A 25476-nucleotide genomic window follows, 5' to 3' on the forward strand; every position below is an offset into this window, starting at 1 on the left:
GCGTTGTTGTTGCGGCCGCTGTCGCGGCTGGTTCGGGTCTGGTGGCGGTTCCGGCCGCCGCCGCCACGGCTGAGTGGCGGGTCGGTTTCCGGGGCGGGGCCGACGTCATGGTCAATGATCTGGCGAGTGTGGGTCCGAAGAACGCCTGGGCGGCGGGGGCGCGCAGGACCAAGGAGTTCGATCCTCGCACCGGGTCCTACTTCACTGCTCCGCAGATCAGGCACTGGAACGGCGGCCGGTGGACGGTCGTCCGCAACCCGGTCGGCCCCAAGGGATTCCCGTTGCGTGAGATCTCGCTGATCGAAGCGTCCGGGCCGTCCAACGTCTGGACCGCCGGCACCGCCGTGGCGAAGGGGACGGGAGACGTCGCCTCCAGCACCCGGTCGGTGGTGTCGCGCTGGAACGGCAAACGCTGGCAGCTCATGGGCTCAGGCCGGACGACGGTCACCGATCTTGACGTGCTCGGTCCGGGCCATGCCTGGATCGTCGGGCGTGATGACAGAAAGGCGTTCTTCAAGCACTTCCGCAACGGCCGGTGGACCAGTCTTCCGGCACCCGGCGGCCTGCGCGAAGTCAGCGTCCGTACGCCGAACGACATCTGGGGGCTGGGGCGTTCCTCTGTCCTCCACTTCAACGGCAAGGCCTGGCGCACGGTGGCGTTGCCCAAGATCGCCCTGCCTGTCGCGCCCGACCGCCGCTACGGGCCGGTACGGCCGCGTCTCGACGCCGTCCAGGTCACCGCCGGGAACGTGTGGATCGCCGTCGGGTTCCAGCAGGGAGACTGGTCGCAACCGGGCACGGTCCTGCTCCGGCGCGCCAAGGGCAAGTGGCACCACAACCGGTTGCCCAAGGACGTGGTGTCCACGCTGTCCGGCGATGGCAAGGGTGGAATCTGGGCGGCGTCGTACCGGCAGTCCATTACTGCTACACCCGATGCGCCAGACCCCTACGCCTACACGACCTTGTCCATTGACACGTTGCGCCACACCGGCGCAAAGCTGGCCCGGCGCAACCTCACGCCTGTCGCTAGCGGATTCCAGTGGGGCGACCTCGTCGCCGTTCCCAAGACCGATTCGGCATTGGCCGCTGGATTCAACTGGCGCCCGCCCCAGGGAAGCGTCATCTTGCGCTACGGCCGCTGACGCTGACGGGCGCCGGAGACCACTCCGGCGCCCACGGCCGGCTGTCAGGTCGGAGGGCGGGCCGAGTGCTGTGATCGTGAGGGTGGCGTGATCACCCGTGCGGCGCACTCGTAGAAGGTCACCGCCGCGATGTGGTCGCCGTTCTCGGCGGCGAGCCTGGCCAGTTCGTGAGCGTGGGCCACGGCCAGCCGCCGGTTGAGGTTGCGGGGGCTCTCCTGCAACAGCACCAGCGCGAGGTGGTGGCGGGTGGCGGCGGCGGCCATCAGCAGCGCTATGGCCGCGTCGCTGTGCCGTCGGTCTCCCGACAGCAGGATGGCCACTTGGTACACAGCCTCAGGGTCGCGGGCCATCGCTCCGGCCAGAAGCCCGCGCGCATGATCGCCGAACGAGGCGACGTGCTCGCAGGCCTCCTCGCTCAACTGGATCGTGGACGTCAGGACCACTGCGCGCTCGGCCACGTCGGGAAAGCGCGGGCGCGGCACCAGCGGGGCCTCGTCCGCCCACGCTGGACTCTGGACCGGCGCGGGGTTCTGTGGCACGGCAGCAGGCGGCGACGGTGAGGCCGAGGGGTGGCAACCGTGGCGGACGGGCAGGCCGAGCCGTTCTGCCTTGTCCTCGGCCTTGCGCAGGGCGGCCTGCCAGCGCGGCAGGGTGCTGCGGCCTGGATCCGACGGCAGGCGGCCGGACGCGGCGGCGAGGCGCTGGCAGCACAACACGAAACAGGCGACCCAGATCGGGTCGGGCAGTCCGTGACGGCGGCCGTTGAGGATCTCACTGATCGCGGACTTGGAGAAACTCACCGTCTCCGCGATTCGCAGCTGCGGGTAGGCCTTCAGGACGAGGGGCAACTCGGCGACGATCCGCCTGTAGCGGGGCCTGCCGCAGTCGCGGTGGAACGCCCTGAGCAGGGCGGCGAACTCGTCGCGTGGCGGATGTACCGCGTACTTCCTGGTCAAGTACCAACCCGCCCTCGTTGCCGGGTACGTCCGTGCCATGGTGCCACGTCACACGGCGCGCTTCTGTGTCATACGACAATCTCCGTACCTCGCCCACGAATTCATCGCGCGGTCCGAGGAGCCATCAGGCCGATCACAACTCGCGGCTGATCCGCAGCAACCGCGACTGCGTTTGCGACGCCGGTACGGCGGCGCTGGTGGCGAGCGCGTGGTGCGCGTGCCGGTAGCGCTCGACCTCAGGGTGGGAGTCCAGGTAAAGGCCGGTGGTGAGCTGCTGGAGGTAGACCAGATCGGGCAGCGAGCCAGGCACGCTGAAACCCCGCAGGCTCAGCAGGGTGAAGGCGCCCCGGTTGACGGCCGGGACGCTGCGGCCGAACGGGATGATCTGCACGGTGACCCGGGGCAGGTCACACAGGTCGATCAGGTGCTCCAGCTGCCGGAACATGGTGGCGCGGCTTCCGGCGGGGCGCCGCAGCGACGACTCCTCGGCCAGTACCCACAGGTGGGGTGGCGCGTCGCGGTGCAGCAGGTGCTGGCGTGCCATCCGCAACTCCACCCGCAATTCGATCTCGCTGTCGGTCAGCAGGGGGTAGGCCTGTTCGAGCTGTGCGCGGGCGTACTCGCGGGTCTGCAGCAGGTCGTGGACGGACTGGACTCCCACGGCCCGGATGACACGCGCGGCATGCTCGAACCCCAGGTAGGGCAGATGCCACGCCGGGACAACCCCCTTGTAGCGATCCCACCAGCCGGCGACGTTGGCCTCGCGCGCCAGGCTCAGCAACGTGGTGCGCTCGGTCAGGTCGGCGACGCCGTACAGCTCGCACAGGTCGATGACCTCGTGAAGGCTGACCGGAGCGCATCCTGACTCCAGCCAGTTGATCGCCTCGGCCGAGACCGATATCCCGTCGGCGGCCTGCCCGGCGGTCATGCGGCGAACACGACGGAGCTCGCGCAACCGCAACCCCAGCAGCACACGGGCCAGCACCGGGCCTTCGTCAGGCACCTCGCACACTCCGCCGTCAAGCCCATGAGAAGGGTTGGCGCCATGGGCGTCGTAGGGCGAACCGTGGTCGCCGCCGACCCCCATGCCCTCTGCCTGCATCCCCTACCCCTGGTCAAGGCCCCTGCGCGGAGCCTCACGGCTACTGGCTCATCCGACTTTAACCCGCCGCCGTCTCCAATCCCGCTGAGCCCTCGACCGGACCGGGCACACCCTCAACATCTTCCGCGTGCTGATGCCCTCCGCCGGTCAAGTGGCCTCGCGACCATCGAACGCCGTTGAGGCGAGATCTGCGGCCTCCCGCCGGAAGGAGCGCGGCTTAGGCGCGGAAGGTCCGGCGGTAGGCGTCCGGGGGTACGCCGACCGTGCGGTGGAAGTGGCGGCGCAGTGTCGTCGCGGTGCCCATGCCCGCGGCCGTGGCAATGGTGTCGACGCTGTCGTCGGTCGTCTCCAGCAGCTCCTGCGCGCGCCGGATCCGCTGTGTCAGCAGCCACTGCAGCGGCGTGGTGCCGGTGATCGAACGGAAGTGGCGGGCCAGGTGGCGCGAGCTCATGTTCGCCTGGCGGGCCAGGTCTTCCACGGTGAGCGGCTCGTCCAGCCGCCGCATCACCCAGGCCAGCAGCTCGGCCAGGGGGTGACCGTCCTGGGCGGGCACCGGTGTGGTGACGAACTGGGCCTGGCCCCCCGGCCGGTGGGGCGGCACGACCAGGCGGCGGGCGACCACGTTGGCGATCACCGAGCCGTGGTCACGGCGGACGAGGTGCAGGCACAGGTCCATCGCCGCGGCCTTGCCCGCGGACGTGAGCACGCTGCCGTTGTCGATGTAGAGCACGTCCGGGTCGACCGTCACCCGTGGATAGCGCGCGGCAAGTTCGTCGGTGTGGGCCCAATGCGTGGTCGCGCGCAGCCCGTCCAGCAGACCGGCGGCGGCGAGCACGAACGCGCCCGTGCACAGGGAGACCACCCGCGCGCCCGACTGGTGGGCCGCGCGTACCGCTTCGACCAGGTCGGCCGGCGGATCCTGCTCGACGTCCACCAAGGCGGGGACGATCACGGTGCCCGCGTTCGCCAGCTCGTCGAGCCCGCAGTCCGGCTCCACCTGGAATCGGCCGACCCGGACGGCGTGCGCACCGCACACCCTGACGTCGTACCAGGGGCCTGGCACGGCGGCCGGGGCGGAGCCGAAGACCTCGTAGGCCAGGGCCAGCTCGAAGTGCAGCATCCCGTCGGTGGCGGCGACCGCGACGGAACGCGGGACAGAACTCATGTCGGGAATTGTACGGGTCATGTCGTTCCGGACACTGGTACGGACGGGGCGCCCGGGACAGGATCTCCACAGTGGATCACTTCGAGCACGCGGGAGCAGGCATGGGATCGCGTCGGAACGTGGCGGTGTTCGGCGCCTACGGGCACACCGGGCGGTTCGTGGTCGCGGAGTTGCGCGAGCGCGGCTACGCCCCGTTGCTCCTCGGTCGCGACCGCGACAAGCTGCTGGCACTGGCCCAGCCGGGACTTGAGGCGCGGCAGGCGACGGTCGACGATCCGGAGTCGCTCGACCGCGCGCTGAACGGCGCCGTCGCCGTGATCAACACCGCCGGGCCCTTCGCCGCGACCGCCGCCCCGCTGATCGAGGCGGCGTTGCGCGCCGGCATCCCGTACGTCGACGTGGCGGCCGAGATCGAGGCGAACCATGACACGTTCACGCACTTCGCCGAGCGTGCCCGCGCCGCGGGCACGATGGTGGTCCCGGCGATGGCGTTCTACGGCGGCCTCGGTGACCTGCTGGTCACCACCGCGATGGGCGACTGGACGGCGGCGGACGAGGCGCACATCGCCTACGGCCTGAGCAGCTGGCACCCGACCGCAGGAACGCTCGCCTCGGGCGCGGTCTCGGGACGGCGGCGGGGTGGCCGCCGGGTCCGCTTCACCGGCGGACGGCTGGAATACCACGAGGACGCTCTGCCGACCCTGGAGTGGCCGTTCCCTGCCCCGCTCGGCCCCCAGAAGGTCATCGGGGAGTTCACCATGGCCGACGTCGTCACCGTTCCCAGCCACCTGGCCGTCCCGGAGGTGCGCACCTACATGACCGCCAAGGCGGCCGCCGACCTGTCCGCGCCCGGCGCCTCCGCACCGGCCGCCGTCGACGAACGCGGTCGCTCCGCGCAGACCTTCGTCATCGACGTCCTCGTCCGCTCCGGCGGCACGGAACGCCGCGTCGTCGCCACCGGCCAGGACATCTACGCCGTCAGCGCTCCACTCGCGGTCGAGGCCGTCGACCGTGTCCTCACCGGCCGAACCAAGGCGACCGGGGTCGTCTCCGCAGGCGCGGCCTTCGACGCCCCGGACTTCCTCCGCGCCCTGTCCGCACACCTCTCACTGCACGTCCCGCTCAGCACATTCAGCTGACCATGCGCCTCATCCGCCCTGGGCAATGGTCGCCTGAGGTAGTCACTTTCTCCTAGGTACCTACTATCCCAAGGCTGTTAGCGTCCCCGTCATCGCGACAAACCACTAGGAAGAACGCGGGAGACGATCATGATCTTGGTGACGGGTGCGACCGGGAATGTCGGGCGGCCGCTGGTGCGGGCCGTGGCAGAGGCCGGCATGCACGTGACGGCCGTGTCGAGAGGGAAGACCCCGGTGGACCTGCCGGGAGGCGTCAGGCACGTGAGGGCCGACCTGTCCGCGCCGGAGACCATGCGGCCTGCCCTTGAGGGCGCCGAGGCCCTGTTCCTGCACGACGGCGGCGCGGGCGGCTACGGGCTCGACCCGCAAGCCGTTCTGGAGGCGGCCAAGGACGCCGGAGTCGGGCGGGTGGTGCTGCTCTCCTCGCAGGGCGTGGTGACCAGGCCGGAGTCGCCCTCACACGGCGGCACCATGCGGGCGCTGGAGGACGCCGTGCGCGAGTCGGGCCTGGCCTGGACGATCCTGCGACCCGGCGGCTTCGCGTCCAACGCCTATGCCTGGGCGGAGTCGGTACGCGCCGAACGGACCGTCGCCGCGCCGTTCGGTGACGTCGGGATTCCGGTGATCGATCCGGCGGACATCGCGGAGGTCGCGGCCGTGGCCCTGCGCAAGGACGAACACGCGGGTCAGGTCTACGAGCTGAACGGACCGGCGCCTGTCACGCCCCGGCAGCAGGCCGAGGCCATCGGCGCGGCCCTCGGTGAGCCGGTGCGGTTCGTGGAGCTGACCAGGGACGAGGCGTACACGCGGATGGTCGCGTTCATGCCGGAGCCGGTCGTGGAGACCACGCTGGCCGTCCTCGGCGAGCCGAACGCCGCCGAACTGCGGCTCAGCCCGGACGCCAAGCGGGTGCTCGGCCGCGCGCCCCGTTCCTTCGCCGAGTGGGCCCGCCGCAACGTCGAAGCCTTCCGGTGAACGCCTCCGGCCGCCCCGTCCTCGGGGCGGCCGGGAGCGTAGTCGACTGCTCAGGCCGGGACGGATTCCAGGTCGGTGCCGTCAAAGGGCGGGTAGCTCTCGCGGCCCGTTCGTTCGGCCGCATCAATGTAGTCGGCAAGGACATCCCGGGATTGAGCGAGCCTGGCCATCTGGTCGTCCAGGCGCTGGAGCCGTGACCGCATCGCGGTCAGCAGCTCAGGACACCCGAACAGTTCCGGGGCCTCGCCTACCGCACAGGGCAGCAGGTACGCGATGTCCTCGGAGGACAGCCCTGCAGCGAGCAAATGCCGGATCTGCTTAACCCGCAACACCGCGGCCTCGTCGTACTCGCGATAACCGTTCGCGCCGCGGTCCGCCTGCAGCAGGCCGTGGGCCTCGTAGTAGCGCAGCTGATGGGCGTTGACGCCCGTCCTACGGCTCAGTTCCCCGATTAGCATCGCGACCTCACTTGACCTTCACACCGGCATCAACGTTGACGATGCTGCCATGAACCACGACAACACCGGTACACCCGTGACAGTCATCGGACTCGGCCTGATGGGCCAGGCTCTCGCCGGCGCGTTCCTGAAGGCCGGGCATCCCACGACCGTCTGGAACCGTACGACCTCGAAGGCCGACCAGTTGGTGGCGCAGGGGGCACGGCTGGCGCCAACGGTCGGCGACGCGCTCAAGGCGGCCTCCCTGGCGATCATCTGTGTCACCGACTACCAGGCCATGCACGAGCTGCTCGGGAGCGGCGTCGAGCTGGACGGCACGATGTTGATCAACCTGACGTCGGGCGACTCGGCCCAGGCACGCGACGCCGCCCGATGGGCCGAGCAGCGCGGGGCCCGTTACCTGGACGGCGCCATCATGGCCGTTCCACCGGCGATCGGGACCGCCGAGGCGGTGATCCTGCACAGCGGGCCGCAGCCGGACTTCGAGGCGCACAAGTCAACGCTCGACGCGCTCGGCACCGCCACCTACCTTGGCGCGGACCCTGGGCTGGCGTCCCTGTACGACGTGGCCGGGCTGGCCATGATGTGGAGCGTCCTGAACGCCTGGCTCCAGGGCACCGCGCTTCTCAGGACTGCCGGTGTGGACGCCGCGACGTACGCGCCGTTCGCGCAGCAGATGGCCACCGGCGTGGCCGGGTGGCTGCCTGGGTACGCCGAGCAGATCGACAGCGGCTCCTTCCCGGCCGAGGTGTCGGCTCTGGAGACCGACGCACGGGCGATGGAACACCTGATCGCGGAGAGCGAGGCGGTGGGCGTCAACGCCGAATGGCCGAAGCTGATGAAGGCGATGGCCGACCGTTCGATCGCCGCCGGCCACGGTGGAGAGCAGTATCCCGTGCTGATCGAAGAGTTCGGCAAACCGCGCGGCGCCTGACCGGTCCCGGGACCGGAACTCTCGCCTGCTGAGAGTTCCGGTCACGCCGGGCGGCGGTCGAGGGCGTCCGGCGTGGCGTCCTCGGTGAGGAAGCCCCCGGACTGGTGGTGCCAGAGGCGGGCGTACGGGCCTTCGGCGTGGAGGAGCTCTCGGTGGGAGCCCTGTTCGAGGACGCGGCCCCGGTCGAGGACGACCAGGCGGTCCATGCGGACGACCGTGCTCAGGCGGTGCGCGACGACCAGTGCGGTACGGTCGCGCATCAGGCGCCACAGAGCCTCCTGAACGAGGAGCTCGCTCTCGGAGTCCAGAGCGCTCGTCGCCTCGTCCAGCAGCAGGATCGGGGCGTCCCGCAGGATGGCGCGGGCGAGCGCGACGCGCTGCCGCTGGCCGCCGGAAAGCTTGACGCCCCGCTCGCCGACCAGGGTGTCGAAGCCTTTCGGCAGGCTCTCGGCGAACTCGGTGACGTGCGCCGCCCGCGCGGCCTCCAGGACCTCGGCATCGCTGGCGCCCGGCCTGGCGAAGGCGATGTTGTCGTGCACCGAACGGTGGAACATCGCGGGGTCCTGCGGAACGTAGGCGATCAGGCTGCGCAGGTCGGTTTGGCGCAGCCGGGCGATGTCCTGGCCACCGATGAGGATGCGGCCGCCGTCGATGTCCATGAGGCGCAGCAGCAGCCGTGTGAGGGTCGTCTTGCCGCCGCCGGACCGGCCCACCAATCCGATCTTGGCACCGCTGGGGATCTCCAGGTCCAGCCCATCGAACAGGGGCGGCCGGTCGCCGTGGGCGAACCGCACCCGCTCGAAGCGGACCGCCGCGTCGGCCTGGCGCAACGGCTGCGGGTCGGGCGGATCGACGACGGTCGCCGGCACCAGGAGCAGCTCGGTGAACTGCGCGGCCTCGGTGAGCGTGCTCTCGATCCGCCGGTAGACCTGGTTGAACTCGAACATGATCCGGGTGGCGTTGGTGTAGTAGCTGAACGTCACCACGATGGCCTCCACCCCGAGGCCGCCGCGGAGTCCCACCGCGGCGAGCAGCCCCAGGATGCTGGTCAGGATCGACATCGGGGCGACGATCGTGTCGACCCGGAGGTTGCCGTAGTCCCAGGAACGCAGCGACAGCCGTGACTGCTCGGCGATCCGGCCCCGGAACTCGGCGGCCTCCCGTTCCTCGGCGGCGAACGCACGGACCGTCTCCATGTTGGTCAGCACGTCGGCGACGTGGCCCGACACGCGGACCTTGGCGGCCTCCCGCTCGTCCACCAGCACCTGCCGGCGGCGGATGAACGGGGTGACGAGGAGGCCGGTGACGATGATCAGCCCCACGAGCACGAGGACCAGGATCGGGTGATAGTGCCAGAGGATCACCGAGGCGAAGGACAGCGGGATCACGTTGGCCATGATCGAGAACGTGAGCGTGTCGGCGAAGTGCTCGAATCCGCTGGAGAAACCCAGGATCCTCTTGGTCAGCGCGCCGGCGAAGTTGTCGTGGAAGAACGCGGGGTCCTTGGCGAGCAACTCGTCCATACCGACATTGCCGAGCCGTTCGATGCCCCGGGCGTCCGTCCGGTTGAGGAAGTGCAGGCCCACTCGCCACAGAACCTCGCCCACCAGCATCAGGCCGCCGAACCCAAGGAGGTAGGGCAGGAGCCCGGCGAGGTCACTCGCCCCGCCGCCGGCCAGATGTCCGACCAGAGCGGCCACCATCAGCGGTGTCAGGTAGTACAGACAGGTGTTCCCGAGCGCTGGGAAGACCATCGCCGGAACCGAGATCCGCCAGTAACGGCGCAGCACGTCGCAGTAGTAGCGCAGCGCCAGCAGAACCGCTCGCTTCCGGGTCGACTGGCCGTCCCGGGAGCCCCCTCGTACCCCTAGCACAGCCACCCGTCCTCCCACGCCGCCGGTCTCCCATGCTGCCGTGGGCGGTCTGCGCCAGGCGAACGATTTTCCGCCGACGCGTGACGGCACAAGGCCCGCGCAACCGGCTCGCGGCGGTTACCCGGTTCGGCCTCGCGGGACCTCTACACTGCCGTGCGTGACCTCCTACGATGATCGTGATGGGTTCGAGGGTCTGGACACCTCGGTGCTGCCTCCGCGCCAGCAGCAGATCTTGGTCGCGATCAGGGACTGGGTGGTCAAGTACGGATATCCGCCGAGCACGCGCCAGCTCGGCGATGCCGTCGGCCTGCGGTCGGCATCGTCGGTGTCCCGGCACCTCGCGAGCCTGGAAGAGCAAGGATTCCTGAGCCGGGGCGCTTCGATGGCCCGGCCGATCGACGTGCGGATGTTCCTGCGCGAACACCGGGCCCATGAGCCCGCCGGCGCCCAGGTGACCGTACCCGTGGTCGGCCGCATCGCCGCCGGCACTCCCATCTCCGCCGAAGAGCACGTCGATGACACGCTGTCGCTGCCTCGCGAGCTCACCGGCCGCGGCACCGTGTTCGGCCTGCGCGTCCACGGTGCCTCGATGGTCGACGCCGCGATCTGCGACGGCGACATCGTCGTGGTCCGGCAGCAGCCCGAAGCCCACTCGGGCCAGATCGTCGCCGCGATGATCGACGACGAGGCCACCGTCAAGGTGTACCGGCGCCGCAACGGCCACGTCCTCCTAGAACCGCGCAACCCGGCCTACGACGTCATCGACGGCGACAACGCCGTCATCCTGGGCGTCGTCGTGTCCGTGCTCCGCAACATCTGACGACCAAGTCATCGGCTGGACCCACTAACCGCTCACGACGGATTTCCGAGTTCTCTCGGTCCGGCGTTAGCGCGGATGCCGTGCGGGTGCGTCCAAAGACGCAGACCTTGATGATCTCCCTCCTCTACGCTTGGCTCAAGTGAACAGTGGTGTTTGACAGAGTCGAGTAGGTGGAATGTCCGGCGCAGGACTCAGGGCGCTCAAGGCCGGGGATCCGGAACGGATCGGGCCGTACCTCTTGCTGGCGCGGCTCGGAACGGGCGGGATGGGCCAGGTCTATCTCGGCCGCTCGCAGGGGCGGCGGCTGGTCGCGGTCAAGGTCGTCCATCCGCACTTCGCCGACAACGCCGCGTTCCGGCGGCGGTTCGCCAAGGAGGTCGCGGCGGCGCGTCGCATCGGAGGCTTCTACACCGCGCAGGTGGTGGACGCCGACCCGGACGCCGATCCGCCGTGGCTGGTGACGGAGTACATCGCCGGGCCGTCGTTGCAGGACGCCGTCGACGAGAACGGCGCGCTGCCCGAACCGGCGGTGGCGGCGCTCGGTGCGGGGCTCGCCGAGGGGCTGCGGGCAGTCCACGACCAGAACGTGATCCATCGCGACCTCAAGCCGGGGAACGTGCTGCTGGCCCAGGACGGGCCGCGGATCATCGACTTCGGCATCGCCCGCGCGATGGACGTCTCCTCGCAGAGCATGTCCATGGTGGTCGTGGGCACGCCCGGGTACATGTCGCCCGAACAGTACGTGGGCGGCGACGTTGGAACGTCCAGCGACGTGTTCTGCCTGGCCGCCGTGCTGGCGTTCGCGGCCACCGGCCGGCACCCGTTCGGGGAGGGGCCGGCGGATGCCCTCGGCTACCGCGTCCGCCACGAGGACCCGGACCTGACGGGCGTCCCTGCGTCACTGCTGCCGCTGGTGGCCGCCGGGCTGGAGAAGGACCCGGACGACCGCCCTGCGGTCGCGGAGTTCCTGGAGCGCTGTTCCGCCCTGGCCGCGGGCGAGGTGACCTCCCTGCCGGAGACGTTCACCACGATGATCGCCACACGGGTGGCCGAGACCGAGGTCTTCGTGGGGAGGCCCAGCGCGGGCACCGGTCCTCCGCCGTTCCAGCCGCCGGGCGGGCCGCCGGGTCCCCCCTTCCAGCCCGCATTCCAGCCGCCGGGCCGGTCTCCAGGCCGGACTCCGGGCAGGCCGTCGGCCCTTCCCGGTCTCGGAGTCGTGGCAGCGGTCGTGGGCGTCCTGTTGGTCGTCGTGTTGATCGCATTGGCCGGCGCCGATCGGTCCGGCGGGTCGAGCAACGCGGGCTCCACCCCGACCGGGACGCCGTCCGAGAGCCCGAGTCCGAGCCGGGCGAGCAGCTTCACCAGTGGCAGCAGGAATACCTACGGCCCGAGCCCGACACCCGATCCGACGTACGACGCGTTCGACGAGATCTCGGTCGGAGAATGCCTGGACGCCTACCAGGACCCTTACGACTCCAGTGACTGGAGCGAGACCATGCCGAACGCCGTCTCCTGCAGCCGGAGTGACGCCTACCTGAAGGTGTTCAGGATCGAGGACTCAAGCTCCGCGTGCAACGCCGAGGCGCTCGACGGGGAGTCATGGTGGAGGTCCCCCACGCACGACGGGGACAACATCTATCTGTGCGTACGGAGGCAGTTCAGGGAGGGCGAGTGCTTCCTGGGTAAGCGGGGCAGCAAGCCGGGTCGGGTGGCCATCACCGGGCACGGCCTGATGACCTCGTGGGGATGCGGCAAGAGCACCGTTCCCAAGGGCTTCAACTACATCCTCAAGTTCACCGGCTACTACAAGAGCAGATGCCCTAGCGGTTCGCGGACCTGGGACAACTACCTTAAGGGCGTGCTCTGCGCCCGAGTCGTCTGACAACCGACAACAGCGTCGCGCTAGTCGTCGGCGTCGTCGCGGCTGCCGAGCGGACGGATGCGCAGGCGTAGGGAGAGGGGATCCAGAGTCCGGGGAAGTGGCCGGTGCGGGCCCAGGAACGGGCAGACGGGGCTGAGGGCGTATTGGCGCAGGATCTCGGCCAGCGCGGCGGTGCCTGCCTGGAGGCCCAGGTCGGAGCCGGGGCATTGTCCGGGACCGCGGGAGAAGGGAGCGATCCACCAGTCCTGCTGGGCGCGCCCGTCCAGCCAGGCCTCAGGGGTGAACGCGTCGGCGTAGTCGAGTTGCGGATTGCGATGGTGCACCGCGAGCGGGATCATCACGTCCGTTCCGGCGGGGAGTCGCGTGCCGTGCCAGTCGAGCGGCTCGGTCAGAGTGCGCGCCAGCGTGGGGACCAGCGGCCATAGGCGCGCCGTCTCCAGCAGGCACGCGTCCAGGAAGCCGCCTCCGCCTTGGACCGCCTCCCGGCGTGCCCGTTCACACTGGTCGGGATGACCGGCGAGCACCGCCAGAGCGGGGAGGAGCAGTGCGCTGCCGATGCCGTCCAGAGCCATCAGCCAGTGCGAGACCTGACCGGCGGGACGGGTGGCGTCGGTGTGCGGCGCGGACGTGAACCGGCCCACCAGGCTGTCGGCGTCGGCGGCGTCCACGTAGCGCTGGATGGCGCCGTCCATCGTCTGGCGATGTGCCTTGATCTGGGACGCGCGCCATCGCCGCAAGCCCATCCAGTTGGCCTCCCGGCGCAGCGCTCGCAGCGCTTCCATGATCCGGGTGTCATCGCGTGCGGCGTCTCCGAACACGAACCGCAGGACCGCCCGGTGATAGCCGCGCAGCAGCCGGTCCCTGTCGAGCTCGCACTGGCGGTGTCCGAGGAGTCCGTCGAGTTCCTGCGCCATGACTTCGCGCAGGCGGGGGGCCAGGGAGTGAGGCAGGCGTCCGGGTTCGAGCACGGCCTCGTGGAAGCGGTGGCGGTCTTCACGGAGCTCGCCCGACGACAGAATGAGGGAGTCCGGTTGGAAGACCGACAACCCGCGCTGCTTTTCCTTGGTGCACAGGGACAGGACCGAGTCCGAGGCCGACAGGGCCTTCTTGATGTCGCCCTGGGAGAGCACCAGCAGCACCTTGCCGGTAGGGCCTTTCACCCAGACGGACCGGCCGCCGTAGCGGACGCGCAGCCGCATGCACAGGCGCCCGGCCCTGGCGTTGGTGTCCAGCCTCTCGGTGAGGCGCGTCGCGGTGGGGTTGAGCACGAATCCTCCGCGCAGGAGCGCCGGAAGCGTGTACAGGCCAGAGAACTTCAGGCTTTCCAACATGGTCGTGCGCGGAACCGCTTGCGGCATTGCTTTCCTCCGAGGGCGGGAGACTCAGATGGCCAGGACCTTGCCGGGGTTGAGGATGCCCAGCGGGTCCAGCAGCTTCTTGATGCCGTGCTGGATGCGCAGGGCTCCGGGGTCGAGTTCACAGCTCAGCCAGTCGCGTTTGAGGGTCCCCACGCCGTGCTCGCCGGTGATGGTGCCGCCGAGTTCGAGCCCCGCCGCCATGATGGCGTCGTAGGCGCGGGTGGCCCGTTCGACGGCGTCGGGGTCGGAGCGGTCGAACACCACGGTCGGGTGCAGGTTGCCGTCTCCCGCGTGGCCGATCGTGGAGATGTAGAGGCCGTACTCCTCGGCGATCGCGGCGATCTGGTCGATGAACTCGGCCAGGCGCGTGCGGGGCACGCAGACGTCCTCGATGAACGCGGTGGTGTCGCCGGGCATCTGCTCAGCCTTGACCTGGGTGGCGGGCAGGACCAGGCGCCGGGTGTCCAGGATGGCGGTGGTCTGTTCCTGGTCGGCGGCCACGGTCACCGTCAGGGCGCCCGCCTGGCGGCACAGCCGCGCGATCTCGTCGAGCGCACGGGCCGGGTCGGCGTCGTCGGATTCGACGATGAGCGTGGCGGCGGCCGAACGGTCGAGGATCGGATGTCCGAGGTCGACGACGGCGCTGGTGCTGACGGCGTCCATCAACTCCAGGGCGGACGGCTCGTGCCCGTGCCGGATGATCGCCGCGACGGCCTCTCCGGCGGCGGTGGTGCTGCCGAACGCCGCGAGCAGGGCCAGCGACGGCCGCCGGGGCGGGCGCAGCCCCAAGGTGGCCTCGACGATGACGCCGAGGGTCCCCTCTGAACCGACGAACAACCGGGTGAGGTCGTACCCCGCGACGCCCTTGACGGTGCGGCGTCCGGTCCGTACGAGATCGCCGTTGGGCAGGACGACCGCCAGGCCCATGACGTAGTCGGCGGTGACGCCGTACTTGACGCAGCACAGACCACCGGCACCGACGGCGATGTTGCCCCCTATGGTGCAGGTGTCCCAGGAGGCGGGGTCCGGAGGGAAGAACAGCCCGTGTTCGGCGACGGCGTCGGACAGGGCGCGGTTGGTGACGCCCGGTTGGCAGACGACGAGCCGGTTGCCTGGATCGATCTCCAGGATGCGGTCCATGCGCAGCGTCGACAGCACGATGCCGCCCTCGTCGGCGTTCGCGGCACCGGCCAGGCCGGTGCGCGCGCCCTGCGGGACGACGGGCACCCGGTGGGCGTGCGCGGTCCGCAACACGCCTTGGACCTGCTCGACGGTCACGGGTGTGACGACGACGGCGGGTGTGCCCGCCTCGCTGAACGGTGCGCTGTCGCGGGTGTGCGCGGCGAGCGTCTCGGGGTCGACGTGGAGGGCGTCCGGCGGCAGCGTCTCGCGCAGCGCCGTCAGCCAGGTGGTCTGGGCGGACGTTGTGGTCATGAGATGAGGTCCTTGGTCGTGGCGGAGATCGGGATCTCCAGGAGTCGCGGACCGGTGGTCTCCGCGCCGAGCAGGTCGGCGAGCTCGGCGGGTGAGGACACCAGGTGCGCCGGAACGCCGTATCCGGTGGCGATCGCCCGGATGTCGATGCCGTCGATGTCGAGGCCGGGAATGCCTGACACGTTCTCCAGGCGCCCGAAGAGCTTGAGGATCGCGTATTCGTGGTTGGTCAGCACCACGACGGTCACCGGGACGTCGTAGGCCGCGGCCGTCCACAGCGCGGGGATGGCGTACTGCATGGACCCGTCGCCCATCACCGCCACGACGCGGCGGTCCGGCCTGCCGAGTTGGGCGCCGACCGCGGCGGGCAGCCCGAACCCCAGCCCGCCGCCCTGGCAGAACAGGAACGAGCCGGGAGCGGTGAGCCGTACCTGGTCCTGGAAGATCAGGGTGTTGGACGGGGATTCGTTCACCCACAAGGTGTGCTCGGGTAGGACCCGGGCCATCGTCGCGAAGACCCTCTCGGGCGCCATGCCCTGGCCGGCCCCGGTCCCGGCCCCGCTACCGGTCTCAGCCAGAACGTGGGGGCCGGGGCGCTGGGGCACAGTGCGCTCGGCCTCTTTGACCAGGTCGGCGAGGGTCGTGAGGGCATGACCCACGTCGCCGACCAGAGCGTCCCCGACCGGCGCGCGGGACGCCTCATCGGGGTCGCTGGTGATGTGCGCCAGCGCCGCGCCCGGCGGAAGGTAGGGGCCGGGGATGTAGGGGTAGTAGCGGAACACCGGTGCTCCGGCCACCACGATCAGGTCGTGCCCGGACAGCTGCTGCGCCAGCAGGCCGATCGCGGGCTGCAGGAAGCCCTGGAACCGCGGATGGGTCTGGGGGAAGCAGGTGCCGCTCTCCAGCGGCGCGGCCCAGACCGGCAGTCCGGCCTTGTCCGCCAGTTCGATCGCCGCCGCGAAGGCTCCCGAACGGTCCACCTCCCCGCCCAGGACCAGGACGGGGGATGCGGCCGCGTCGATCCGCCGTGCCAGTGCGGCCAGTTCGTCGGCCGGGACGGTCGCCCGCGCGGCGACGCGGCGGTCGATGACCGCCGCGGCGGCCTCCGCGGCCGAGCCGGAGCCGGTCGCGTCGCCCAGGTCCATCTCCAGGTCGTCCATCGGCAACGACACGAAGACCGGGCCGCACGGTGGGCTCGCCGCCAGATGGAAGGCACGGGCCAGCGCGTGCGGCACGTCCTGCGCGCGGGGTGGCTCATAGGCCCACTTGACGGCCGGACGAGGCAGAACGGTCGCGTCCACGTTGGTCAGCAGCGCCTCCAGGGTCATCATCGCCCGGACCTGCTGGCCCGCCGTCACCACCATCGGCGTCCGGTTGGCGGCGGCGTTGACGATCGCCCCCATGGCGTTGCCCAGACCGGCCGACGTGTGCACGTTGACCATGGCGATCGTGCCGGTGGCCTGGGCGTGACCGTCGGCCATCCCCACCACGACGGCCTCCTGCAGACCGAGGACATAGCGCAGGTCCGGCGGGAAGCGGTCGAGCATCGACAGCTCGGTCGAGCCCGGATTACCGAAGACCGAGGTCACGTTGTGCCGGCGAACCAGGTCCCAGACCGCTTCACGGACGGTGGTCATGTGACTCCTCCATGAATCTCCCCTGCTTGTACTCGCCCGACGCGGGTATGACAATGAGTAGTCAATTCATCGCTAAGAGTCAATAACCTGGAGGTGGCGATGTCGGCCAAGGTCAAAGCCATGATCGGTCGAAGGCAAAGGGCCGGACGGCGGCAGCGCCGGGAGTGGCACGAGTTGCCGGTCCCGCTCCAGGTGGCGGCGCTCGTCAGGATGCGTGAGGGGCTCCGGGCGCACAACCTCCACGACACCTGGGAGGCGGGCGGTGAGCGGCCGCGCACGCCGTCACCGGAACGTCCCCGATACCGCAGCTACGACGGGTCCGGATGCGACCCGGCCGACCTCGACATGGGACGCGCGGGCACACGCTTCGACCGCAACGCCCCTCTCGACATGACCCACCCCGAGCCGCTCGACCGGCTGATGTCGCCCAGCCCCCGCGAAGTGGCCAACCGGCTGCTGACCAGGAACGAGTTCATCCCCGCGCCGTCACTGAACATGCTGGCCGCGGCATGGATCCAGTTCCAGAACCACGGCTGGTTCAGCCACGGTGACAACCACCTGGCCGAGCCTTTCGAGGTGCCTGTCGCCGACGGAGACACCTGGCACGAATGCCCCATGAGGGTGCGCCGGAGCCGGCCCGACCCCACCGCGCACACCGCACCGGGTGCGCCGCCGACGTACGAGAACATCGTCACGCACTGGTGGGACGGCTCGCAGATCTACGGCAGCTCGGAGAAGCGCTGCCGGTCACTGCGCACCGGCGAGGACGGCATGATGGCCGTCCAGGACGGCAGGCTGCGGGAAGAGACCGAACCCGGCCTCGCCGGGATCGACCTGACGGGCTTCAGTGACAACTACTGGGTGGGCCTGGCCCTGATGCACACCCTGTTCGTCAAGGAGCACAACGCCATCTGCGGCATGCTGCGCGAGGCCTATCCCTCCTGGGACGACGAACGGCTCTTCCAGACCGCGCGGCTGGTCAACGCCGCCGTCATGGCCAAGATCCATACCGTGGAGTGGACGCCGGGCCTCCTGGCCACACCCGCCCTGCGCCTGGTCATGAACGTCAACTGGTCAGGGCTGGTCGGTCCCCGGTTCCGCCGCCGGTTCGGCCGTCTCGGACGCGGCGAGGTGCTCTCGGGCATCCTCGGCTCCCCGGCCGATCACCACGGCGCGCAGTTCTCGATGACCGAGGAGTTCGTCACCTCGTACCGGCTGCACCCTCTGATCCGCGACGACTACCCGATCCGTTCGCACCAGGACGGAAGACCGATCACCACCGAGGAGCTGGTGCCCCTCCAGGGCCAGCACACCCGCGCGGCCGTCGAGCGCTACGGCATGCCCGACCTGTTCTACTCGTTCGGCGTCATGAACCCCGGAGCGCTGACCCTGCACAACCACCCCACCGCGATGCGCGACCTGATGCGGATCAACGGTGAACGCATCGACGTCGGCACCCTGGACGTCCTGCGCGACCGCGAACGCGGAGTCCCCCGCTACAACGACTTCCGACGCATGCTGCGCAAACCGCCGATCACCGAGTTCGCCCAGCTCACCGACAAGGCCGTGTGGGCACGGGAGATCGAGGAGGTCTACGACGGCGATCTGGAGCGCGTGGACGCCACCGTCGGCCTGCTGGCCGAGCCCAAGCCCTCCGGCTTCGGGCTGTCGGACACCGCCTTCCGCATCTTCGTGCTGATGGCGTCCCGCCGGCTCAAGAGCGATCCGTTCTTCACCGACCTGTACACGCCCGAGACCTACACCCCCGAAGGGCTGGACTGGATCGACCGCACCGGGATGACCGAGGTGCTGCTGCGCCACCATCCCGAGCTCGCCCCGGCGCTCAGCGGCGTCCGCAACGCCTTCTCGCCCTGGCGGGGGCTGGCATGAGCCCGGCCGCCCCCGAGCCGGCCCGCATCGCACTGCTGGCCGGCGGCGTCCGAGCCGACGCGCAGGTGATGAAGCGGCAGGCGCTGCGCCTGCGGGACGCCGCGGCGACGCTGCGCGGCGGACCGCTGGCCCCCGACTGGCTGGACGAGACCATCAAGGACCTGATCGACCGGTGCATGACGGCCGCCGCCGACCTGGAGGCCGCCGCCGACCGCCTCGACGACCACGCCGGAGCCCTCCTGGGCGTTGGAGGGCCGGCCGAATGAACACCACGCCCAAGCCCAGCGCGGACAACGAGACCACGCCGCCGCCTCTCGACACCGACACGCCACCGCACCGCGGCGAAACCGCGCCGACGACCGACGACATCCGTGGCGCCGCCACGTCGTCGGCTCGTGACGCCAGTCGTACCGGCGTCTACGAGCACGAGCTGGCGGGCGTCCGCGAGGTCGCCGTCGACATCGCCCGGGCCGCCGAGGAGATCCACGGCGTGTCCGCGCGGCTCACCGCCGTGCTCTCCCATTCCGGACTGGCCGCATCGGTGACGCGGTCGCCTCGTACGGGCATGGCGGCCCAACGGGCATTGGTGCGCGCCGCCGTGCACTCCAATGGGCTCGGCTTCGCCCTCACCGGCGGCCGTCTGGTCAACGTGCCGGAAAAGCTCGGAACCCTGACCGGCAGGGAGAGGCTCGCCTCACTGGTCGCTGTCGCCTCCCTGCGGCTGCGCATCGCCGCCGCCACGCGGACCCACCCCGAATTGCTGGAGAACGAGGGCGTACGCCGCCTGGTGGAGGCGATCACCTCCGACCGGAGCATCCAGGCGATGCGGGAGCTTCGCCGTCTGGCCAAGGACGACGACGTGAGCCGGGCGCTCAACGACATCGCGCCGATCTTCACCGAACTGCTGGCGCTCAACGCGCTGCTGGACGAGGACCCCTTCAACGACGAGTCGGGCTGGGCCATCGCCAGCGGCCGTCCCATCCGCCACGAGCCGCTGCTGGGGGTGACCGTCAACGCCGTCTGCCGCTGGGACGTGGGACGCGGCACCGCCGAGCCGGTGGACCTCACCCGCCAAGAGGACGAGGAGATCAGCACAGAAGGCACCATCACCGGGATGATGCGCAACATCGCCGTGCTGAAGAACACCGGCCGTGCCTACCTGCAGGAGGTCCACGGCGCCGACGGCATCCTGCGCTACATCCTGTACGCCCCCGGCATGCAGGGCGGCATGCCCCGCAACGACTCTCCCCAAGACCTTGTCGGTGCCTGGCGCAACACCCTGATGGACGAGTCGCCCTACACTCGCGCCCTGGTGTGCGCCGTAGAGGCCTTCGGCGTACCCGAAGGGGCCGAGATCGCGCTGATGGGTCACAGCGAAGGCGGCGCGGCGGTGATGAATCTCGCACAGGATCCCGACGTCCACAGCCGCTACACCATCACCCACGTCATCGCGGTGGGCGCCCCGGTCGACTTCAAACGCCCGCCGAAGACGGCGTTCGTCGCGACCATCACCAACCAGCACGACCTCATCCCCTGCTTGGACGGGCAGGGTCCCGGATCGCCCTTCCACCTGCACCCGGACTGGTACGTGGTGGATTACCAGGACGACACCCACCGGTTCCCCGCCTGCCACCACGCCCTGAAGTACCTGGCCAACCTGGAGAACGATCTGCACGAGGCGCGCGAGCACATCGACTCCGCCCTCGCTCCCTACCAGGGCCAGGTCAGCCGAGCCCAGGCCTACCAGCTGTTCGACGAGATACGTCCGCCCGCCGGGTTCCCCTTCCTGGCCGTGCCCACCACGCCCCGCCAGATCTCGACCGGCACGGTGGAGACGCCGGTGCGCTGTTTCGACGGCACCGCCGCCACGCTGCTGTTCGCCGTTCCCGCCGCGGCCGCCGCCCAAGCGCTGGCCGGCACCGGCCTGGCCCCGGTGACCGTCCGCGGCCGCGCGGTGGCCGCCGTGATGGTGCGCGCCCTGCACGACACCTCTGTAGGGCCCCACAACGAGGTGGCGCTCGCGGTACTCGTCCAAGACCCCTGGCGTCCGGGCAGCCTGCGTTGCTGGCCCGACCTGCTCAAACCCGCCGATCGGCGCCGCTCGGGCCTGCACGTGCTCGACCTGGCCGTCGACCAGGAACTCCCCCGCGCCGTCGCCGACGAGGTCTGGGGATTTCCGGCGTTCGCCGCCCAGGTCACGGCCACCTTCGGCAAGGGTCGGCTGACGGCGGCCATCCGCCGCGACGGCCAGACCCTGCTGACTCTGGCCGGCCGGCTCGGTCCCTGGGCACCCGCGCCCGCGACCGATCTGGTCTGCTACTCGCTACAGGAAGGCCAGGGCCTGCGTTCGCTCGTCAACGCCCACGGCCTCCAGCGTGCCCATCCGGCGAGCAACCTGCGGCTCACCGCGACGCCCGGTCATCCGATGACCGACCGCGTCCACGCTCTGGGACTCGACCGGGCCCGGCCGATCCTCGCTCTCGTCGCTCCCTCCTACCAGGCCCGACTCGACGAAAGTTTGCCCGTCCACATTCCACGCTGACCCGCGACCGACGCCGGACCACGATGGCCGCCGCGCCCTACTCGCGGCGGCCAAGGGCTTCGATGGCACTGAGGCGCATCGCCGTGTGCGCCGGCAGCAGCGACGCGAGCAGCGCGATGACCACGCAGGCGGCGGCCACGCCCATCACCGGCGGCCAGGGCACCGCGACCGCGATCCGGCCGGTGAGCCCGTCCAAGCCCTTGACCACCACCCCGATGCTCAGGACGGACACCAGGACCGCCAGCAGGGTACCGATGCCGACGACCAGCATTGACTCGCCCGCGACCACCTGGAACACCTGCCGGCGAGTCGCTCCGGACAGGCGCAGGAGGGCCTGGTCGCCCATCCGCTCCGCGGTGGCCATCACGAGCGTGTTCGCGATCGCGATGGCGCAGTAGAGCAAGGCCACGCCGAGCACCACGTACATGCCCAGCCGGCCCTGCCGTCCGCTGTCGGACTTGCCCGCGGCGATCCAGTCACCGGTCGCCACCGGCCTGGCCCCCAGACCGTGAGTGGCGATCCGCAGCGCGGCGAGCGTGGCGGCACGGTCGGTGCCCGGGTGCAGCCTCACATCGATCGAGTCGGCCAGCCCCGATCCGACGGCATTGCGGGACGTCACGAACACGCTGTTGTCGCCGGTGCCGGTTCGCAGCACGGCCACCACGCGCAGCGAGACCCGGGAGCCGTCCGCCCGCCACACGTCGACGCGCTCCCCCACCTTCCGCCTCCACTCCTGCGACACGATGATCGAGTCGTCCCGCAGAGCGTTGGGGTCGCCCTCGATCACCGGGAGCCTGGCGACTCTGCCGAGATCGTCGATGTCGATTCCCTGCGCGGGGTACTTCACCACGGCGTTGCCGTCCTCCATCGCGTACAGGGTGGTGGACGTGCGGACGACGGCGTCCACACCGGGCACCACGGCGATGCCCTCGACCACGGCCTGGTTAAGACCGGGGGTGCCGGACGGCGTCACGATGAAGTCGGCCTGGTGGTGGCGGCGCAGCTCGGCGGTCTTCGCCTCCTCGACGCTGGCGTTGATCGCGAGCAGTGAGAGCGTCAGCCCGACGGTGACCAGCACCGGGGCGGCCGTCGAGGCCGTCCTGCGTGCCGCGGTCAGCGCGTTCTCCCGGACGACCATGGAGCCGGCGCCCGGCAGCGCCCTCAGCGGCACGGTGACCAGCCTGGCCAGTGGCGGGACGATGACCGGTGCCAGCATCGCGAAGCCCGCGATCAGCACCATGGTCAGGGGGATGTACTGCTTGCGGTTGATGGCGCTGCCAGGCTCTCCCCATGCCGAGGCCATGATCCAGAGACCTGCCGCCGTACCGCCGATTCCAAGGACCCAGCGGCCGGCCGTCATGGCGCGGGTCTCCAGCGCCGCTTCGCGCAGCGCCTCGGAAGGCCGGATCCGCGCGGCCCGCCGCGAGGCGAACCAGACGCCGAGCAGGGAGACCGAGAGCCCTGTCGCGAACGCCACGGCCAATGGCCACGGCGTCAGCGGGACCGAGAACGAGGCGGGAGCCAGTTTCCGGTCGACCAGCCAGTCCCCCAGCAAGGGAGCGCAGACCGGACCCAGCGCGCAGCCGAGAGCCGCGGCGATCACTCCTACGAAGAACGCCTCGGCGAGCAGCATCCGCCGTACCTGCCTGGGCGTGGCTCCGAGGGCACGCAGCAGCGCCAGCTCGCGTCGCCGTTGAGCGACCGCGAGGGCGAACGTGGAGGCGACGACGAAGACCGCGACGAACCCACAGATCCCGCCCGAAGTACCCAGCATGATCCGGGTCCCGTTGAGCGTTCGCTTCTCCTCGTCCGCCGCGAGTCCGGCCGAACGGGCCCGGCCGCCCGTGAGGACCTCGGCCGATGTCCCGACGACGCCGCGAAGCGCGGCGGCGGGGGCCGTGCTGACCATGGCGTCGATCCGCGGAGAAAGCCGGGCGGCCTCGGCGTCATGGAAGAGGATCGCGGGTTCGGTCCCGCTGGACGCGCTCAGTCCCACGACCCGGTACGTCACCGGCCCCCGTTCGGTGAGGATCCGGACCGTGCTGCCCGCGCGTGGCGCTTCGGCAGGCAGGACGACCTCGCCGGACGAGGCGGGAGCGCGGCCCGCGACGAGCCGGTAGGGGGCGAACGGGGCCACCGACCAGGGCCTGCCGATCACAGGGCCGTCGGAGCCCGCGCCCGGGACCTGGGCGTAGAACACCCGGTCCTTGACGGCACCACCGAGCGCGCTGACCCGGTCGGCCGTCGCGGCGTCCAGACCGCGCGGTGCCTTCAGCGGACGGCCCTTGGTCTTGTCGCCGACCCGCACCCGCAGCGTGTCCGAAGCCTTGATCAAAGCCGGTGCGGCGCCGTACCGGTTCGCCCCGCCCGTGGCCGTGGTGTCCAAGGCGGCCGCCAGCGCGAGACCCATGGTGGCCACCAGGCCGACGCCCATGGTCAGGGCGATGGTCGAGCCGACGAACGCGACCCAGCGCGTCCGGATGGTGAGCAACGCGATCCTCAGCACGGGCCCGTCTCCAAGCGGGCCATGCGTGCCGCGGCGGCCTCCGCCGTCGGCTGGTGCATCTCCCCCACGAGCCGGCCGTCGGCGAGGAACACCACCCGGTCAGCGTGGGACGCCGCCACCGGATCGTGGGTCACCATGATGATCGTCTGACCGTACTGGTCAGCGAGGTCGCGCAGTATTTCCAGAACGTCGCGCGAGGTCGACGTGTCCAGCGCCCCGGTCGGTTCGTCGGCGAAGAGGACTTCGGGCCGGGTCACGATCGCCCGGGCGATCGCCACCCGCTGCTGCTGCCCGCCCGACAGCTGACTGGGCCGGTGCCGCGCACGGTCGGCCAAGCCGACGGCATCGAGCACCTCGGCGATCTCGGCCTGCTTCGGGCGGCGCCCGGCCAGGCGCATGGGGAGCCCGACGTTCTGCTCCGCGGTCAGCGACGCGAGCAGGTTGAACGACTGGAACACGAACCCGATGCGGTCGCGGCGCATGAGGGTGAGCTTGGCCTCGCTCAGCTCGGTGAGATCGGTGCCCCCGACGATGACCTTGCCCTCGTCCGGACGGTCCAGCCCGGCGGCGCACTGCAGCAACGTCGACTTGCCCGACCCCGACGGCCCCATGATCGCCGTGAACCGTCCGGCCGGGAAGCCGACCGACAGTCCTGCCAGTGCGGTCACCTTGTTGTCACGGGACCCATAAGTCCTGGTCACCGATACGAGGCTCACCACATCACCGGATGTTGCCCCGGCCCCACCGTTCTCACCTACGGGCAGCGTGCTTGGACGCCCCATCCCATGAGGGTTGGTCTGCATACGATCCATGCCACTACCCAAACGCGCAGGCCCGGGGCCCGCACTGGCATAGGTGGCAGTCTTGGGGTGGCACTAGCTACACCCCTGCGTCCCCTGAGACCGCGGCGATTCGGGGCTTTCGGACCAGGCGTGGGATGCGCAAGCCGGTCGGCTCGCCGCCGACGATGGTCGCCCGGACGAGTCCGACCGGCTGTGATCTGCCGGCAGGATCAGATCTTGGGCGTGCCCGCGAGCTCCCAGGGCTGGTTGCCCAGGCCGTCGTCGTTGACGTTGTAGGTCACCTTGCCGTCGGCGGTGTTGCCGCTGATGTTGAGGTACGAGCCCGAGCCGGGGATGCGGCAGGTCGTCGAGCCGGACCCGGTGTTGATCTTGGACGTGATGTCGCAGGTGCCGCTCTTGACGACCGAGTCGTTCTGCTCGATGCGCACCTGGACGTCGAAGTTCTCGAACTTGCCGGCGCCCGAGTCGCCCCAGCTGACGTTGGCGTACGCCCACGTGTAGCTGTTGCTACCGCCCGGGCCGCCCCAGTTGCGGGCGATGCAGAGCTGCACCTTCACGTCGGCGTTGAAGCCGCTGGTCGGGAACTCCTTCGAGGTGGTCGCGCATTGGGAGGCGGCGTTGGCGGGAGTCGCGTAGGCCAGGCCGGCCAGTCCGGTCAGGGACGTCACGGCCACACCGGTCGCCAGCATCCGCAGCTTCATGTGTTCTCCATTCGGGAAGGTGTGCCGGATTTTTGGTCCGGCGAAGACGACCTTATGGAGGACCGGAAACCAAGATCAAGTGAAAGATTCTTAACAGTTAATGCTTCAACCGGTGGGGCGGTCCACCGTGGAGTTTCGCCCGACGCCGCGCGGGCTCG

The 25476-nt window shown here is 70.3% G+C and carries 20 protein-coding genes; 9 read left to right on the forward strand and 11 right to left on the reverse strand.

From position 1 onward, the window contains the following. The first annotated feature begins 41 nt into the window (after nt 1–41). Nucleotides 42–1142 (forward strand): ligand-binding sensor domain-containing protein, encoded by a 1101-nt coding sequence (locus tag ABD333_RS35475; RefSeq protein WP_344546948.1) that lies wholly within the window; start codon nt 42–44, stop codon nt 1140–1142. A gap of 44 nt (nt 1143–1186) precedes the next feature. Here ABD333_RS35475 and ABD333_RS35480 read toward each other — a convergent pair whose 3' ends face one another. The 3 genes from ABD333_RS35480 to ABD333_RS35490 all read right to left on the reverse strand — a co-directional run bounded on the left by ABD333_RS35480 (nt 1187) and on the right by ABD333_RS35490 (nt 4365). Further along, nucleotides 1187–2098, reverse strand: coding sequence for a hypothetical protein (locus ABD333_RS35480; RefSeq protein ID WP_344546949.1), 912 nt, complete (start codon nt 2096–2098; stop codon nt 1187–1189). A 133-nt stretch (nt 2099–2231) separates the two neighbouring features. Next, entirely contained in the window at nt 2232–3101 is an 870-nt protein-coding gene (locus tag ABD333_RS35485; protein ID WP_344546950.1) for a DUF5753 domain-containing protein, read from the reverse strand. A gap of 316 nt (nt 3102–3417) precedes the next feature. After that, on the reverse strand, nt 3418–4365 hold the full coding sequence (locus ABD333_RS35490; protein ID WP_344546951.1) for a GlxA family transcriptional regulator: 948 nt from the start codon (nt 4363–4365) through the stop codon (nt 3418–3420). A gap of 101 nt (nt 4366–4466) precedes the next feature. On the opposite strand from ABD333_RS35490, the gene ABD333_RS35495 reads away from it, so the two are divergent. Together ABD333_RS35495 and ABD333_RS35500 are read left to right on the forward strand one after the other, a co-directional pair. Continuing rightward, the gene (locus ABD333_RS35495) at nt 4467–5504 is read left to right on the forward strand and encodes a saccharopine dehydrogenase family protein (protein WP_344546952.1); all 1038 of its coding nucleotides are present in this window, start codon (nt 4467–4469) and stop codon (nt 5502–5504) included. A gap of 129 nt (nt 5505–5633) precedes the next feature. After that, a complete protein-coding gene (locus ABD333_RS35500) occupies nt 5634–6479 on the forward strand; it encodes an NAD(P)H-binding protein (RefSeq protein ID WP_344546953.1) in 846 nt (281 codons plus the stop codon). A gap of 50 nt (nt 6480–6529) precedes the next feature. Here ABD333_RS35500 and ABD333_RS35505 read toward each other — a convergent pair whose 3' ends face one another. Further along, nucleotides 6530–6937 carry a MerR family transcriptional regulator gene (locus tag ABD333_RS35505; protein WP_344546954.1) on the reverse strand — a complete coding sequence of 136 codons (408 nt, stop codon included), beginning with the start codon at nt 6935–6937 and terminating at the stop codon, nt 6530–6532. A gap of 49 nt (nt 6938–6986) precedes the next feature. Here ABD333_RS35505 and ABD333_RS35510 point away from each other — a divergent pair, with 49 nt between their 5' ends. Continuing rightward, nucleotides 6987–7871, forward strand: a complete 885-nt coding sequence (locus ABD333_RS35510; RefSeq protein ID WP_344546955.1) for an NAD(P)-dependent oxidoreductase — start codon at nt 6987–6989, stop codon at nt 7869–7871. 41 nt (nt 7872–7912) lie between these two features. Here the strand turns inward: ABD333_RS35510 and ABD333_RS35515 are convergent, their stop codons facing one another. Beyond that, the gene (locus ABD333_RS35515; protein ID WP_344546956.1) at nt 7913–9751 is read right to left on the reverse strand and encodes an ABC transporter ATP-binding protein; all 1839 of its coding nucleotides are present in this window, start codon (nt 9749–9751) and stop codon (nt 7913–7915) included. Nucleotides 9752–9893: 142 nt separating this feature from the next. Here ABD333_RS35515 and lexA point away from each other — a divergent pair, with 142 nt between their 5' ends. Both lexA and ABD333_RS35525 read left to right on the forward strand, forming a co-directional pair. Further along, entirely contained in the window at nt 9894–10565 is a 672-nt protein-coding gene (gene lexA, locus ABD333_RS35520; RefSeq protein WP_425546957.1) for a transcriptional repressor LexA, read from the forward strand. 175 nt (nt 10566–10740) lie between these two features. Next, on the forward strand, nt 10741–12447 hold the full coding sequence (locus tag ABD333_RS35525) for a serine/threonine protein kinase (RefSeq protein ID WP_344546958.1): 1707 nt from the start codon (nt 10741–10743) through the stop codon (nt 12445–12447). A 20-nt stretch (nt 12448–12467) separates the two neighbouring features. Here the strand turns inward: ABD333_RS35525 and ABD333_RS35530 are convergent, their stop codons facing one another. Genes ABD333_RS35530 through mdlC form a run of 3 tightly spaced genes read right to left on the reverse strand, consistent with a single transcriptional unit; the run spans nt 12468 to nt 16876 of the window. Next, complete coding sequence (locus ABD333_RS35530; RefSeq protein ID WP_344546959.1) at nt 12468–13805, reverse strand: cytochrome P450; 1338 nt, start codon at nt 13803–13805, stop codon at nt 12468–12470. Between the two features lie 24 nt (nt 13806–13829). Further along, nucleotides 13830–15239 (reverse strand): FAD-binding oxidoreductase, encoded by a 1410-nt coding sequence (locus ABD333_RS35535; protein ID WP_344546960.1) that lies wholly within the window; start codon nt 15237–15239, stop codon nt 13830–13832. Beyond that, the gene (gene mdlC, locus ABD333_RS35540) at nt 15236–16876 is read right to left on the reverse strand and encodes a benzoylformate decarboxylase (RefSeq protein ID WP_344546961.1); all 1641 of its coding nucleotides are present in this window, start codon (nt 16874–16876) and stop codon (nt 15236–15238) included. The genes ABD333_RS35535 and mdlC overlap by 4 nt, the downstream gene beginning before the upstream one ends. Before the next feature lie 120 nt (nt 16877–16996). Between mdlC and ABD333_RS35545 the strand changes: the two genes are divergently transcribed. From ABD333_RS35545 to ABD333_RS35555, 3 genes are read left to right on the forward strand one after another with little or no spacing between them, the layout of a single operon-like run. Further along, nucleotides 16997–18766: a peroxidase family protein gene (locus tag ABD333_RS35545; RefSeq protein ID WP_344546962.1), complete on the forward strand. Its 1770-nt coding sequence runs from the start codon at nt 16997–16999 to the stop codon at nt 18764–18766. Further along, a complete protein-coding gene (locus tag ABD333_RS35550) occupies nt 18763–19032 on the forward strand; it encodes a hypothetical protein (RefSeq protein WP_344546963.1) in 270 nt (89 codons plus the stop codon). Before ABD333_RS35545 ends, ABD333_RS35550 begins: the two co-directional genes overlap by 4 nt. Next, nucleotides 19029–21308 carry an acetoacetate decarboxylase family protein gene (locus ABD333_RS35555; RefSeq protein WP_344546964.1) on the forward strand — a complete coding sequence of 760 codons (2280 nt, stop codon included), beginning with the start codon at nt 19029–19031 and terminating at the stop codon, nt 21306–21308. The genes ABD333_RS35550 and ABD333_RS35555 overlap by 4 nt, the downstream gene beginning before the upstream one ends. A 37-nt stretch (nt 21309–21345) precedes the next feature. On the opposite strand, the gene ABD333_RS35560 is transcribed toward ABD333_RS35555, so the two are convergent. The 3 genes from ABD333_RS35560 to ABD333_RS35570 all read right to left on the reverse strand — a co-directional run bounded on the left by ABD333_RS35560 (nt 21346) and on the right by ABD333_RS35570 (nt 25318). Continuing rightward, complete coding sequence (locus tag ABD333_RS35560) at nt 21346–23814, reverse strand: ABC transporter permease (protein WP_344546965.1); 2469 nt, start codon at nt 23812–23814, stop codon at nt 21346–21348. Next, nucleotides 23808–24596: an ABC transporter ATP-binding protein gene (locus tag ABD333_RS35565; protein ID WP_410557064.1), complete on the reverse strand. Its 789-nt coding sequence runs from the start codon at nt 24594–24596 to the stop codon at nt 23808–23810. Before ABD333_RS35565 ends, ABD333_RS35560 begins: the two co-directional genes overlap by 7 nt. A 230-nt stretch (nt 24597–24826) precedes the next feature. Further along, nucleotides 24827–25318 carry a hypothetical protein gene (locus ABD333_RS35570; RefSeq protein ID WP_344546967.1) on the reverse strand — a complete coding sequence of 164 codons (492 nt, stop codon included), beginning with the start codon at nt 25316–25318 and terminating at the stop codon, nt 24827–24829. Nucleotides 25319–25476: the final 158 nt, after the last annotated feature.

This window comes from Actinomadura fulvescens (assembly GCF_039533225.1).
Lineage (GTDB): Bacteria > Actinomycetota > Actinomycetes > Streptosporangiales > Streptosporangiaceae > Spirillospora > Spirillospora fulvescens.